Genomic DNA, 16,853 nt, shown 5'->3' on the forward strand with positions numbered 1-16,853 from the left:
TAGAGGCTTTTTTTATAAGTAATATGTAATTAATTCTCTCTTTGGATATAAACCCAAGCGCTTCTTTGCTTTCCGTTTTGATATTCCATAGTATAGAAGTAAGTTCCAACTGGCAACTCATCTCCATCATTTGTCTGTCCAAACCATTCATTGGTATAGTTCTTCTTGGAATACACTAAAGTTCCATTTCTATTAAAAATTTCTAGTTTAGTTACACCATAACTACTTAAATCAAAGACTTCATTCAAACCATCTCCATTTGGAGAAATACCTTGAGGAATAACGCATGTTTCTAACTCTATTACAGTAATGACTGTACTATTAGAACAACCTGTATCATTGAAAATCACTTCTATTTCATAATCACCAGCATCTAAAACTGGAAGGGTTAATCCATTTTCACCAGATATCAATCCATTATCTAAGTACCAATTGATCGATACTTCACCTTCTGTATAATTATCAGGTGTTGCTTCGATAATAATCGGCACTATCGCATTAGGACATACTTCATAATCAAAGTCTGATGTAAATGAAGTTAATGGTTCTGTTCCTATAACTAAATCAAAGCTATTAGTCACATAACAATCTGCAAAGTCTACTGTTTCAACTCTAACAAATACTGTTTCCCCAGAACTATTATATGGACTAGATAATGCTCCAGTTCCTGCCATAGCATCAGCTTGAGAAGCATGATAAGAAACAATTAACTGTGAAGCATCTTGACCATTTAATACATTAACGTCATTTGAAACTAAATCAAAGGTTGCAATACCATCGTCATCATTATCGCATCCAATCATATCAACACTTTCAGCTGTATGAGTAGGACTTGAAATAGATAAACTAAAGCTAGTTGTTTCAAAACACCCTGTAATATTATCTTCAATTCTAATGTAAATTATTTGAGGATTCGATGTATTGGCATATGGTGATGTTAATTCATTAGCATCAATATCTGCATCTGCTTGAGTTTCGTGATAAGTCACTGTAAAATCAGCTGGACTTTGCGGACCTAAAACAACACTAGTATTAACATTAATATCAAATACAGCTTGGTTGGTTGTAGAACATGCCGTTAAATCATCTGGCGTATTTGCAACCACTGGTTTAGGTAAAAATTCAATTAAAACTTCGTCATCAATAATACAAGATGGTGAGAAAATAATTTGAACAGTATATAAACCTTCTTCAGTTACCGAAAGTGTTGAAGCTGTTTCTCCAGGAATAACAAATCCATCCTGATACCATACATGAGCTACATTAGGTGCTGAAGTATCTAAAATGATAGGCTCATCTTCACAAACTGCATTTCCGCCAGCAATTGTAATATCACCTCCTAAGTCGACCTCTCCAATATCAAAACTACCAGCTTTCAAGAATACACCTGAATCCCATGCACTATCCCTTGCATCTGCTATAACTAATTTAATATGATACGTTTCACCGATATTCACTTGAGAGAATGCTGTAAACACTGCTGTTCTTCCATCAAAAGAAATTGGAGGCAAGTTGTCTGGAATATATTCACCAAAATATTGCTCATTTACTGCTGGACATGATCCATTATCGGGATGAATATTAGTTACCAAAATTGGGTCTGTAGTACCAGGTACGACAGCCAAATTAGTAGTAACATTATTAGAATCTGTCAATAAGAATGCAAATGCATCTGAGAATTGGCATTCAAATCCTCCCATATCATATTCTTCAGAAGCCATAAGAAAGTCAAAACTCAATTCATCATTTAGCGGTACAAAGTCAAATTCTATTATGGTTGCGTTATTCGTATCATCACCTGCAATAGCAGTCAAATCTGGATCTCCAGGCCATCCTGTAGTTCCACTAGACACAAAATTCACATTTGGTCCCGCTGCTTGACTTGCATCACCTGTAGTTAGCAATAGTCCATCTTCAAACGGGAAGCCTCCATCGGGATTAGAAAAATATCCTATTCCATTATCCTCACCAAAATTAGTACCAGTTGAAAAGGTAACATTTGAAATTTGAGCACAAGGGCTATCTATTAAAACATCTATTACTAGCTCTTCAGGTGTGTATGTTGTTTGATCAACTAATACATTACCAGATCCTGGTCTTATACATAGATCAAATGTATAATCAACGGCATCACTACCTGCAGAGAATATTCTAACATAATACGTATTTCCTATAGTCAAGACTGGCGTAACGCTAGCTTCAGCATCAGAACAATATAATTCAACTAGAGCATCACAAGTTCCTTCATAAACAGCATGATCAATATCTTGGAAGAAACCTCCTCCATTTATATTTAATATTGAAATAATTTGAATGTCATTTAGTGCAGTAAACTCATACCATACATCATCGTCAGGATTTCCACCACAAGTGCCACCTGGCACTCCAGAATCTGTACCTTCTAATAAGGTTCCTGGAGTAATTAATGTGCAAGTGTCATCTGCATTGACTTGTGCAATTGTTGCATTACATGGATTATCATTATCTGGCGGACATGCCAATAATTGAATTGCCGAACTATTAATAACACAATTACCATCTTGGTCGTTACTCAAAGTAATTACCACATCAACACCAAAAGGAAATGGTCCAACTTGATAAACACCAACAGCATTCGCTGAAACTGTGGTAGCATCTATATTATTCGAAATTGTTAACGATGTAGCGTCACCTAAGGTTGTAACATTTACATTAACCAAAAATTGTTGTCCATTTGCACAATCATCAATAACTTGATAAGTTGCTGCTGGATTGATACATGTTGCACATGATACTGTAAAATCTATCCCATCTGGAAAGGCACCAGACGTACAACTTACAGAGCCATCAGATAATACTTGAATAGTAATTGTATCGCCAGGAGATTGAAAAGTTAAACCTGATATATCACCATCATTACCTTCGTCATTATAAAGCTCAATACCATTTCCATCTGTGATTAATAAGAAATCAAATGGGTCTCCTTCTATCTCACCTTGATTTATTGTTAAATTAAGTGGTGTCCCATCAGAACTTGTATAGGTTAAAATCACAGAATCACCATTATCATAACATAAAAAGCCAGCTATTGGTCCACCTGCACAATCCACTACAGTATCTAAACAGAGGTCTTGAGTTAAAGCACTACTAGTTATTTCACAATTGGCGTCATCATCATTTGCAACTGAAATTATAACTGGAACATTATTAGCATAAGGTCCAAAAGTCACAACGCCTAAAGCACTTACTGTCTGTGGCGCACTTCCTTGATCATCACTTATTGTAATTGACGTAGCAGAACCTAAATTAGTTAAGTCAACATCTACAAAGAATTCTGGGCCAACTACACAGTTTGAAACTACACTATAGGTTGCCTCCGGATTTACACATGTTGCACAAGCAACATTAAAATCCCATTGTGCTGTACAACATCCACTTCCTGATGCACAACTTACTGATCCATCTGAATCTATTTCAAAAAACATCGAATCGCCAACTGAATCAAAAGTTAAGCCTGATAAGTCCCCTCCGTTATTACCTTGAAATATTAAAGTCCCTGTATTATCAACTCCATCATATATTAATATATCATCACAACAACTCTCTATTCCACCCGCATTAAACGTGATTCTAAGTGGACTTCCATCTGAAGATGTAAATGTCCAATTTGTTGTATCATTATTATCATAACAATATGTTATGTTTGTTGGAGCCTGTGTACAATCTATAGTATAATCAGATTGTATAGTCGTGGTAAAATTAACAGGTCCAGCCCAAGAACTAAACACTCCGCCTCCACAATCTGCTCTCAACCAAACTTCATAATCTGTAGAAAAATTTAATCCTGTTTCATTTACTGTTGTTGTCCCTACTGTTGTTCCTGGTCCACTTGGTTCTCCAGACCCAGCTGGCACTACTACATATTCCCATGATGTTTCTCCATTATTTGCGTTCCAATTAATATCTGCTGATGTTCCTCCTATATTGGATACGATAATACTACTTGGTGCAATACAAAATGAACCACAAGTTTCTACACGCATTAAATCTATAGACATATCACCTTCGAAATCTCCAGTACCTGTATGACTAAACTCAACATATATTGATTGACCCAAATAAGCATCTAAGTTTATTCCTACTGGAACCCACGGTTGACCTCCATCAGTTTGCAATTCTCCTGACCATGTGAATAAAGTCGTAAATGGACCCGTAGCCGAATTTGAAACACCTACATTCATAACTCCTGTGTCTGCTCCAAAGGCATGCATATAAAAAGATAATTCTGCACCATCAATTGCTGCCGTTAAATCTATTGCTGGACTTACTGCTGAAGCTGTTGCTGTTGTCCCACCTGATGCTTCATAATTCATAAAACTTGCACCACTAAATGCTGCATCTGGTCCAGTACCTCCTGATCCAGAATCATTTGGAATCTCCCAAGTACCATCTCCACCATTCAAATCTCCTGTCCAACCTTCTACTGTATCATACTCTGCAGAATAAATAAACGATGAACTACCTGATGCACAAGTTACACCAACTGGTGCTGGTGGTGGTGTATTAAATGTTCTAAAGTTAATTGGTCCAGACCAAAAACTAAAACCATCTACTCCACAGTCTGATCTTATCCATACTTCATAATCGGTATTAGCGGTTAAACCTGTAACACTATATGGAATACTAGCTGTTGGTGTTCCTGAACCTGTAGGTTCTCCCGTTCCTGCTGCTTGAACTACAACTTCCCAATTTGATTCTGCACCACCAGTAGTCCAATTTAAATCTGCAGAAATATCTGTAATATTTTCAACCGTTATACCTGAAGGAAAATCACAAGAAGAATTATAAACAATTACATTATCTAGCAACCAATACCAGGCCCAAATATTTCCATCATTATAAGTAAAACGTATTTGCATATTAGCATTTGAGTATGCTGTTATATCAATATGCTGCTGATCTGGTGCATTAAAGTTGCCTATATCTGCTGTTTGATTTAATACTTCAATCCAGTTAGTTCCATCAAAAACTTCAACAATTGCAGTGTCACCACCACCATTATTATAGTACTGATCAAAATCTAAATAGAGTAATACTGCACCTGTTGTATCAAACACAGGTGTTGTTAAGATTTCAATTAGCTCAACTCCATTACCATTGGCATCGCTATCAACTATGGCAACGTTGCTGCCGTTTAAACCGTTAGCTCCACCTTGCAACCCGGAAATCCAAGAATCACCTGTAGCGCCACCTGTATCACCTATTTCCCATGTAGCCGGAATCTCGATGTCAAAATCCTCTTGAAGATATGTTTGTGCATTTATACTTACGGAAAGTATAAACAACATGCTTATAAAAATAATTTTTTTCATTTGATTTAGTTGAAGTCGTTAATCTTATTTTTGGTTAGACTACATTATTAAACACAAAAAGCTCTGCTAATTAAACAGAGCTTTTATGATTGGTTAGTTAGTCATTATATTTTATTACTTATTTTGCTTGTGGTCCTCCGCTTACAATAATAAATTCTGATCTTCTATTCATTTGATGATCCTCTTCAGAGCAATTTGATCCACAATCAACTTTAGGTTCATTCTCTCCTTTACCCATTCCAGTTATTCTAGCCTTATCTATGCCTTTAGAAATTACATACTGAACAGTTGTCTTTGCTCTTCTGTCTGATAATCTCTCATTATACGATGCAGGTCCTCTATTGTCTGTATGAGATAGTGCACTAATAACCATATCTGGATATTTATTCATAATCTGAACTAATTTATCTAATTCAAAAGCAGCTTGAGCAGTTACATTTGATTTATCAAATTCAAAGAAAATAGGATTTAAAATTATTTCCTCTGGTCCAACAATAACTTCAATAGGGTCTAACATTATGTTAACTTTTTCTTCTTCGTTTTCTGAAGCACCAACAGTAATCTTCTGACTTACATAGCCATCTAATACAACTTCTAATTCAGATTGAACTCCTGTCTCAACAATAAAATCAACTGTACCATCAGAATTGGTCACTTTGGACAACACTTTATTTCCTTGATCATCATATAACGTTACACTTGCTGCATTTACTGGTTGTCCTGTTTTAGAATCTACAACAGTTCCTGCTATTAATACATCAAATAGAGGTTGCAATTTCTTAATTGCATATACATCATCACCACCTAAACCGCCATCTCTATTAGATGACACATAACCTTCTCCAGATTCTTCATCAATAGTAAAAGCGAAATCATCAGCACTACTATTCACAGGGATACCTATATTACGAACTGGTCCCATTTTACCATCTACAACTTTGGAAACAAATACATCAAGGTTTCCTAAACCTAAATGTCCGTTCGAAGAAAAGTAAAGGATACTCTTACTGCTAACAAATGGAAACTTTTCCACTCCAGAAGTATTTACTTTCTGCCCTAAATTCTCTGGTTCACCTAATGATCCATCATCGTTAATAGCAGCTTTATATATATCTGCTTGACCAAATCCTCCAGGCATATCCGAAGAAAAATAAAGGGTCTTACCATCTGGACTTACAGCAGGTTGTGCTATTGAATATTCTTTACTATTTATTGGGAATCCTTGCACATTACTCCAAGTACTTCCTGATTTAGTAGCCTTGAATAATTGAAGTCTACTATATCTTACTTTGGTAAGAGAATCCTTTTCATATATCTTTTCAAAATAACTCTCTCTTGAAAAGTACATGGTTTTTCCATCCGGCGCAATAGATACAACACCTTCGTGATATTTTGTATTAATATCTTCCTCAACAAGTGTTGCTGCTTGATACGTACCATCTTCATTCTTTACTAACTCATAAATATCTAAAAACGGTTCTTCATTCCAACCATAGTTTTTTCGATTAGTGTTTCTAGCAGATGCTATATACAGTTTACCATCCTTTAATGTTCCTCCAAAATCTGCATATTTTGTATTGAATCCTAAGCTCTGAACGTTGAATTTTTTTCCTTTTTCAAGAATTTGTGGTAAATAATCAGGATTCTCTCTGAAAGCTGTTGCTCTGTCATCACTTGGTCTCATTTGAGCAAACTTTGCCATTTGCACATTTGACTCTTCATATTTCCCATTTGCCTTTAACATTTGAGAATATTTAAATATCATTTCAGGTGCATCCGAAGTTTCGAGGGCTTTCGCGTACCAGGTTTCGGCTTCTTGCGTATTAAATACATTGTAATATGATTCGGCCAACTGCCCATAAACATATCCATCGCCTTTTCCGTTATCAATTAATTTTTTATATGCTTCTGCAGCATCAACAAACTCATATCTTGCGAAATGTTTATCTGCTTTTTTTGTGTTACTATTTTGAGCTATTAAGCTAAAACTACCTAATGCTACTATTGTAAAAAGTGTTAATAATTTTTTCATAATGTTTAGCTTAGCTGGTTAGAAATATCTAGGTGAACGTGAAACTTTTCTTGGGAAGTTCAAATCAAATAATAACATGAACTCGTGAGATGCTGGAGCATATTTTTTAATATCTGAAGTTACAGCATCATATGCATACCCAATTCTAATTACTGGAGTAACAGCAAAATTAACTAAATACGAAAACGAATCGTCCAATCTATATGAGCCTCCTACTTCAAATTTCTCAAAAAACAATGCATTTAAATTAACATCGTAAGAGGTAGGAGCATCAAAAGAAGATTTAACCAAAAAAGAAGGTTTTAACTTTGTGTTTGGTGATAGTTGAAACACATAACCACCAGTTAAAAAGTAGTGTGATGCTTCTGTACCTAGTTTTTGACCATTAGCGTCTAAATGAACCGAATTTAAAATATTAGGCACCGAAAAAGACAAATAATAGTTATTTGTATAATAAAAGACTCCAGCACCAATATTAGGAGTGGTAGAGTTAATATCTTGAAAAAGGATAGGATCATCATCAATTAAATCTAAACCTCCTAATCCAATATCATGGAAAGTCGCGCCTGCTTTTATACCAAAAGCTAAACGGTTTGTACCTCCTAGCTTTAAAGTATAAGAGAAATCGGCATATGCGTTTGTTTCTCTTACTGGACCAATTTCATCTGAAATAACAGATAAACCAACTCCTACTTTTTCACCAACTGGAAGATGACCAAAAAATGTACCTGTTTTTGGTGCACCATCTATACCTGTCCATTGTGTACGGTATAATAATCCAAACGAAAGGTTTTCTCTAGATCCTGCATAAGCTGGATTAATCACATTCATGTTATACATGTACTGTGTATATTGTGGATCTTGCTGTCCATACATTTGTGTTGCAATGAGAAATACAACAATAATATAAAGTTTTTTCATCTGTTAATTTTTAGTTGTTTTTAGTTGTTGGATTAAATTGGTACAGCAAATTTCTACTTTATAAGACAAATACTGTACGTCTTAAATATTTATTATTTTTTAATTTTAATTTAGTCGTTGTATGTAAACCCATGCTGCTCTTTGTTTACCGTTCTCATATTCCATTGTATAGAAATATGTTCCAACAGGTAATTGGTCTCCATTATTAGATTGACCATACCATTCGTTAGTATAATTATCTTTAGAATACACTAAAGTTCCATTTCTATTAAAAATTTCTAGTTTAGTGACATCATAACTACTTAAATCAAAGACTTCATTTAAACCATCTCCATTTGGAGATATTCCTTGAGGAATAACACAATTTGGTAATTCTATCACAAGTTGTGATGTAATAGTAAAACACATTGTTTGATTATTTATAACTTCAATTTCATAAAGACCTGCATCTATAACAGGAATAGTTAAACTATTTTCACCACTAACAATACCACCTTCAAAATACCAGTTTATGGTCACATCACTTTCGCTATAATTATTGGCTGTAGCAGTCATAAGTATAGGAGTTGTAGCACCAGGACAAACTTCATAATCAAAGTTTGTAGTAAATGTCGTATTTGGCAATGCGTCTACAACAAGCTCCATTGTGTTTGTAGTGTAACAATCAAAAGCTATATTGCTTTCAACTCTAACATAAATAGTTGCTGTCCCACTATTATACAAAGAACTGGTGTCTATTGCTCCAGTGCCTGCATCTGCATCTGCTTGCGTTTCATAATACGTTACTGTAAAATCAGTAGCACTTTGACCACCAAGAATATTGGCATCTCTAGTTGCTAAATCAAACGCAGTGATTCCATCAAAGTCGTCATCACATTCTGAATAAACATCTGTATTGGCAGTTGGTGTTGGACCAGATATAATTAAATCGAAACTAGCTGTAATATAACAAACGGTTGCATTTGCATTTTCCACTCTTACAAAAATTGTTTGAGGATTTGAAATATTTGTATATGGAGACGTTAGTGCTCCTATTCCAAGTTCGGCATCAGCTAATGTTAAATGATAAGTCACATTAAAATCTGCAGCATTTTGAGATCCAATTACAACTGGTGTTTGAATTTCTAAATCAAAATCTTCAAAGCCATCACCTGAAGCATCATCACAAGTAATAATATCTCCTAACACAAATGTATTATCAGGTGAATCGTTTACAACAAGATCCATAGTCGTAGTTGTATAACAATCAAATGCTAAATTACTTTCTACTCTAACAAAAATAGTTGCTGTTGGACTGTTATATGGACTAGTTAAAGCTCCTGTACCTGCTTCAGCATCTGCTAAAGTTGCATAATATGATACTGTGTAATCGGCAGCACTTTGACCACCAAGTACAATAGCATCTCTTGATGGAAGGTCAAACACACCTAAACCATCTAAATCGTCATCACAAACTGGATAAGTATCCATTTCCGCAGTTGGAGTTGGACCAGAAATAATTAAATCAAATGATGTTGTTGCAAAACAGAATGTAGCGTTTGCATCTTCAATTCTTACATAAATTGTTTGAGGATTTGAAACATTTGTATAAGGTGATGTTAAAGCATTGATACCTTGTTGTGCTTCTGCTAAGGTTAGATGATATGTAACATTAAATTCAGTTGGATCCTGAGTTCCCAGCAAAGTTGCTGTTTGGATTTCTAAATCAAAATCTTCAATCTCATCACCAGAAATATCATCACAAGTAACAATATCTGGTACTGGGTTAGCAACCGGTTCAGCTCCAAAACAAACTGTAACTTCATCTTGAGCTTGCGATTGACATTGATCATCAAATGCAATAACTGTATAAGTACAACATTCGGTTACTGTTAATGTAGAACCTTCTTCACCTGGAATTATAAATCCGTCACAGTACCACTCAAAGCGATCTGCAAAAGGTGAGTCTGCAACTATATCGTAAGAAGCAAATCCACATAATTGCTGATCCTGACCTAAATCTACTTGAATTTCAGCAGTAACGTTACCATCTCCTACGTCATTCCCATTAGTTTGACTAATAGAAATTGATCCTGGATCATCAGAGAAATTTGTTACAAGTAACATATAAATTTCACCAGTAAGAGCATTATCAATAGTTAAGTTTTCGGTAGGTGCAGCTGAATAGCTACAATCAACAATATTTCCAAAAGGATAAAAGTTTGGATTAGTTGTATTATTTGGACATGTTGGACAATCATCAAAAACAATGTTTAAACATGCATCTTCAACAGAAACAAATGGTCCCCAAAGTACAAAATCAACATCCAAACCGTTTCCAGCGTCATCCACTTGATCAATTTGAATTTCAATTAATCCCGGATCACCAATTTGAATAATATTCCATGTTGGGTTTGGTGCAGTGCCTAAACATGCAATATCATTATTATCTGGAATTCCAATAATATTAGACGTTATAAGCGCTCCTCCATCTTCACAGAAGTTTTCAGCATTTTCACAAATAATATTTGTTGGTGCGTTTTTAATACATAAATCAAACGTACTTGTTTCAGAAGCACTTCCACCAGAGAACACTCTAATAAAATAGGTATTGCCAACTACTAATTCAGGTGAAACACTTGCTGTATTATCATTACACTCTAATTCAACTAAATTATCACATGTACCTTCATAAATGGCATGGTCTATATTAAATGTTCCACCAGCAATATTAAGAATCGAAATAAGTTGAACTTCATTTTCTGCTACAAACTGAAACCAAACATCATCATCTGGATCACCAGTACATGTACCATCAGGAACACCTGAAGGTGTAGCCTCAATTAGAGAACCAGCTGTTAATAAATCACAAGAATTATCTGTATTTACAACTGCAATAGTTGCATTACATGGATTATCATTATCTGGTGGACAAGCCAACAATTGAATTGGGCTACTATTTATAACACAGTTAGCATCTTGATCATTATTAGTAGTAACAACTACATCCACTAAAAATGGGAATGGACCAATTTGATAAACTCCAATAGCATTTACTGGAATTATTGTTGCATCTATATTATTAGAAATTGATAGAGACGTTGCATCACCCAATGATGTAACATTTACGTCTATCAAAAATTGATCTCCATTAGCACAATCATCAATGACTTGATAAGTAGCTATCGGATTTACACATGTTGCACAAGCCACTGTGAAATCCCATTCTGCAGTACAACAACCACTTCCTGAAGCACAACTAACCGATCCGTCTGAATCAATCTCAAAAAATAACGAATCTCCAATTGAGTCAAATACTAGACCTGATAAGTCTCCTCCGTTATTACCTTGAAATAATAAGGTTCCTGTATTATCAGTACCATCATATATTAATATATCATCGCAACAACTCTCTATTCCACCTGCATTAAAAGTAATTCTAATTGGACTTCCATCACTAGATGTAAATGTCCAATTTGTTGTATCATTATTGTCATAACAATACGTAATATTTGTTGGCCCAACCACACAATCTATAATAAAATCTGATTGTATCGTAGTTGTAAAATTAATAGGTCCTGCCCAAATACTAAACGTACCTCCGCCACAATCTGCTCGAACCCAAACTTCATAATCTGTTGAGAAATCTAATCCTGTCTCATTTACTGTTGTAGTCCCTACTGTTGTACCAGGACCACTTGGTTCTCCAGTTCCAGCTGGTACTACAACATATTCCCATGATGTTTCTCCATTATTACCATTCCAGTTGATATCTGCTGTTGTTCCTCCTACATTAGATACAACAATACTACTTGGTGCAATACAAAAGGAGCCACAAGTTTCAACACGAACAAAATCAATAGACATATCACCTTCGAAATCTCCAGTACCAGTATGACTAAACTCAACATATATTACTTGACCTAAATAAGCATCTAAGTTAATTCCGATTGGTACCCAAGGATCTGCTCCTGAAGTCTGTAAATCTCCAGCCCAAGCAAATTCTGTTGTAAATGGACCTGAAGATGATGTTGAAACACCAACATTCAGTAAACCCATATCAGCACCAAAGGCATGCATATAAAATGATAATTCTGCGCCATCAACAGCTGTAGTTAAATCTATTGCTGGACTTACGGCTGAAGCAGTAGCTGTTGTACCACCTGATGCTTCATAATTCATAAAACTTGCTCCACTAAATGCAGTATCTGCTCCTGTAGCTCCTGATCCTGAATCATTAGGAATTTCCCATGTACCATCTCCTCCATTTAAATCTCCAGTCCAACCATCTAAACCATCAAACTCGGCTGTAAATATAAACGAAGAACTTCCTGATGCACAAGTTACACCAACTGGTGGTGGCGGTGGAGTGTTAAATGTAGTAAAGCTAATTGGACCTGTCCAACTACTTAATCCATCTACACCACAATCGCTACGTACCCAAATTTCATAATCTGTTGTTGCTGTTAACCCTGTTGCTGTGAAAGGATTATTTGTAGTAACCACCCCAGGACCAGATGGCACACCTGTTCCGGCTGGCTGAACTACAACCTCCCAAGATGTTTCTGAACCTCCTGATGTCCAACTTATTGTTGCTGTAATATCTGTAAAAGAATCTAAAGCCAAGTTAATAGGCTCTGGACAAGTTGGCGGAGTTCTTACTCTAAATTTACCGACATGGAAATCATAGTCTTCTGCATCGTCATTAGTTCCATCAGAAGCCCAAATCGCAAATTGAACGTTTGCACCAGTTACTCCTGATAAATCTTGAATATATTCCGTTCCACCAAGTTCAGGTTCATTTGCAGCATTCCAAGTTGTTAAAGTAGTCCAAGTTGTACCACCATCAATACTTTGTAATAATTTCACTTCATCATCAGACCCCATGGTATCATCTTGAAATCCATTGAGCCAGTTTGTTACTGCAACATTTACTTCTAATTGATAACCACCTGCCGATAAATCGAAAAATGGTGATAATAACCATTCTCTATCTGCATTACCAAATAAGTTAATAGCATTACTATCTCCAAAAGCATAATTTGTTCCATCACGCCAATCTGAAGTTCCAGAACCACTAGGCCCATCAACTATTTCACCATCATTAGCTTCATCCCAACAAGCGTCTGGGACATTTACTGCCATGTTAGCATTATAATCTGGAGTTATCGCACCACAAGGTGTTATAAAATTAAAAGGTCCTACCCAACTACTAAATTCACCACTACAGTCTGAACGAACATAAACTTCAAATTCTGTATTTGCTGTCAATCCTGATCCTGTATAAGGATTATTATTCATTGTTGAAGTTCCAGAGCCCACAGGTTCACCCGTTCCTGCTAGTTGTACTACAACTTCCCAGTTGGTTTCTGAACCTCCAGCTGTCCAAGTAATATCTGCAGTCATCGCTGTAATATTAGCTACAGTGATTCCAGATGGTTCAGGACATGAAACTTCAAAAACATTTATAGAATCAAATCCAATACCTTCGTCAACCACACTTCCATCCGATGCAAATGCAAATCTTAGTAAAACACTACTTTCTCCTGCAAGTCCTATTAGGGCATGACGAGCTACTACCCAGCCACCTGAGCCAGTGGCATCTCTTCCTGTCCAACCTATTGCTTGACCTCCAGGATTTCCACCAATAGTATCATCATTATACCAATTATTAGGATCTCCTAAACCTCCAACATTCTGCCATGAGGCACCTGCATCTATTGAGGATTGCAAAACCATACCATCCCAACTAAATTCTGAGTTCCACCAAATACTAAATTCTATTGAAGGAGCGCTTAATGAAGTAAAGTCAAAAACTGGACTCACAACAGAAGCATCTTCATTTGAAGCATAATCACCTGTTAAATTGGTAACCCATGCATTAGTACCAGAATCGGCACTATTAATTATTGTATTAGCTGGTGCTCCTAATTCCCATGAACCAGCTGCTGGATTATCAACTGTCCAACCGCCATCTCCAGATTCAAAATCTTCAAAATATGGGTAAGAAACAATTTGTGCATTTGAATTCCAAAGAGAAAAAACAAGGAAAAATGCTAATAGAAAAGTAATCTTTTTCATGTGATATATACTATTAATTGTTTTTATAATTTACTGGTGCTAAACCCCTTATACTTAGTTACTCAAAACAGAGACTAAGTAAATAAGGTTAAACAAAACAAGAAAGGGGGCAAATTAATAACCGAAGATAAAAAAAATGGTTATTAAGAAAGCCTTAACAATGTTATAATAGATGAAGTGCTGTTTTTATCGATTAAAAGTTTAAGGCTTTAGTTCATCACACTTAAGCGTATATAAACGGGAAAATGATCACTAAATCCACCTTTGTATTTTTTACCTGAATAAGTCCTAAAGGGTTGCCCTTTATATTTACCATGAAATTGGGTTAAAAACTTTTCATCAAATATATCTGCATCTTCAAATTTTAAGGCTAAATCATCCGTTTCAAAAAAATTAGTTGTGAATAATATTTGATCAAATACATTCCATTTAAATTTATGGTTTTGAGTTCCTCTAGAGTAAGAACCTAAAGTTTTCATTGGATTAAACAACTGACCTTTTATTGTGAGTAATTTTACGCTTTCATTATTTGGATTGTCATTAAAATCACCCATAACAATTATTTTTGGATTGTCTTCTTTAATCTTAATTGCTTCAATGATTTCAATAGTTGATTCAGCAGCAGCTAGTCTATTAAGAGAAGATTCTTCAAGTCCGTCGCGACGAGATGGCCAATGATTAATTATGCAGTGGATTAATTCACCATTTAGTCTACCAGAAACTAACAATATATCTCTAGTATAGTCTTGTTCGCCATTCTCTTTTTCAAGATATACAGAATATGGTTTAGAATATTCTAATTCAAACTCATCTTTATTGTAAATGAATCCAACATCAATTCCTCGTTCATCTTGAGAATCATAATGTACTATATCGTAATTAAAATTCTTCAATTTATTGGTGTCAATAAGATCTTGTAAAACCTTTTTATTTTCGGCTTCAGCAATTCCAATTAAAGTAGGTGGCTTATGTGTGTTATTAGAACCAATCTTTGAAATAGCTTCAGCTAGTTTATTTAGTTTTCGATTGTATCGATTTTTTGTCCAACGCTTTACTGAACTAGGTAAAAAATCGTTATCATGTGTAAGTCCATTATCTACAAAATCAAAAAGATTCTCTACGTTATAAAATGCGACTGTGTAATGCTGTTCACTTTTATTTTCTTTTTCCACAAAACAAATTTAAATTTTAAAATACAATCCACATACTTTCAATTATGTAACTTTGTGAATATTTTGATTTATGATAGAAAAAAAAGATATTCAGCTCGAAAAGGCTGTACTTATAGGAGTTATTACTAAAGATCAAGACGAAGCGCGTTCTAAAGAATATTTAGATGAACTAGAGTTTTTGACTTATACTGCTGGTGGTGAAGTGTTAAAGCGGTTTACACAGAAAATGGAGATGCCAAATCCAAAGACCTTTATTGGTTCTGGTAAAATGGAAGATGTAGAGAAATACATTAAAGACAATGACGTTGGAACGGCTATTTTTGATGATGAACTCTCTGCGGCTCAGGAAAGAAATATTAGTAAAATTTTAGGCTGTAAAGTTTTAGACCGTACAAACCTAATTCTAGATATTTTTGCTCAACGTGCAACTACCAGTTATGCAAGAACTCAAGTAGAACTTGCACAATGTGAATATTTACTACCTAGATTAAAAGGGATGTGGACACACCTTGAACGACAAAAAGGTGGTATTGGAATGCGTGGTCCTGGAGAAACAGAAATCGAAACCGATAGACGTATTGTTCGGGATAAAATTGCATTACTAAAAGCCAAAATAAAAACTATTGATAAGCAAATGGCTGTGCAACGAGGAAATCGTGGCAAAATGGTGCGTGTGGCTTTAGTTGGTTATACTAATGTTGGAAAATCAACCTTAATGAATGTCATTAGTAAAAGTGATGTGTTTGCTGAAAACAAATTATTTGCAACACTTGACACCACAGTACGAAAAGTGGTCATTCAAAACTTGCCATTTTTATTAACTGATACCGTAGGATTTATTAGAAAGCTACCTACACAATTGATTGAGTCTTTTAAAAGTACGCTCGACGAAGTAAGAGAAGCCGATTTGTTGTTACATGTTGTTGATATTTCACATGCAAATTTTGAGGAACACATTGATTCTGTAAATAAGATTCTAGGTGAGATTGACAGTTCTGATAAACCAACAATTATGGTTTTTAATAAAATAGATGCTTATGAGGCAGAACCTTTAGATGAAGACGATTTAATAACTGAAAAAACTTCTGCTCATTATACACTACAAGAATGGAAAAAAACGTGGATGAATAAGGTAGGAAACAATGCTTTATTTATTTCTGCGTTAAATAAGAAGAATATAGATGTCTTTAAAAAACGTGTTTACGATGAAGTTAGAGAGATTCATGTGACTCGTTTTCCATATAATCATTTTCTATATCCTGATTATGAGGAGGAACAATAAAATAACAAGTGTAAAAAAAAAGGCTGTCTTAATAA

At 35.1% G+C, this 16,853-nt stretch carries 6 protein-coding genes; 1 reads left to right on the plus strand and 5 read right to left on the minus strand.

Going from position 1 to position 16,853, the window contains the following annotated elements:
- Window positions 1–29: 29 nt before the first annotated feature.
- The 5 genes from VOI25_RS02230 to VOI25_RS02250 all read right to left on the minus strand — a co-directional run bounded on the left by VOI25_RS02230 (window position 30) and on the right by VOI25_RS02250 (window position 15,536).
- The gene (locus tag VOI25_RS02230) at window positions 30–5,351 is read right to left on the minus strand and encodes a choice-of-anchor L domain-containing protein (RefSeq protein WP_323787315.1); all 5,322 of its coding nucleotides are present in this window, start codon (window positions 5,349–5,351) and stop codon (window positions 30–32) included.
- A gap of 118 nt (window positions 5,352–5,469) precedes the next feature.
- On the minus strand, window positions 5,470–7,383 hold the full coding sequence (locus tag VOI25_RS02235; RefSeq protein WP_323787316.1) for an OmpA family protein: 1,914 nt from the start codon (window positions 7,381–7,383) through the stop codon (window positions 5,470–5,472).
- Between the two features lie 18 nt (window positions 7,384–7,401).
- Window positions 7,402–8,304 (minus strand): type IX secretion system membrane protein PorP/SprF, encoded by a 903-nt coding sequence (locus VOI25_RS02240; RefSeq protein ID WP_323787318.1) that lies wholly within the window; start codon window positions 8,302–8,304, stop codon window positions 7,402–7,404.
- A gap of 105 nt (window positions 8,305–8,409) precedes the next feature.
- On the minus strand, window positions 8,410–14,364 hold the full coding sequence (locus VOI25_RS02245) for a gliding motility-associated C-terminal domain-containing protein (protein ID WP_323787319.1): 5,955 nt from the start codon (window positions 14,362–14,364) through the stop codon (window positions 8,410–8,412).
- A gap of 209 nt (window positions 14,365–14,573) precedes the next feature.
- Entirely contained in the window at window positions 14,574–15,536 is a 963-nt protein-coding gene (locus VOI25_RS02250) for an endonuclease (protein ID WP_323787320.1), read from the minus strand.
- 70 nt (window positions 15,537–15,606) lie between these two features.
- On the opposite strand from VOI25_RS02250, the gene hflX reads away from it, so the two are divergent.
- Entirely contained in the window at window positions 15,607–16,818 is a 1,212-nt protein-coding gene (hflX, locus tag VOI25_RS02255) for a GTPase HflX (RefSeq protein ID WP_323787321.1), read from the plus strand.
- The last annotated feature ends 35 nt before the right edge of the window (window positions 16,819–16,853 follow it).

The organism is Psychroserpens sp., assembly GCF_034670085.1.
In the GTDB taxonomy this organism is placed as follows: Bacteria; Bacteroidota; Bacteroidia; order Flavobacteriales; family Flavobacteriaceae; genus Psychroserpens.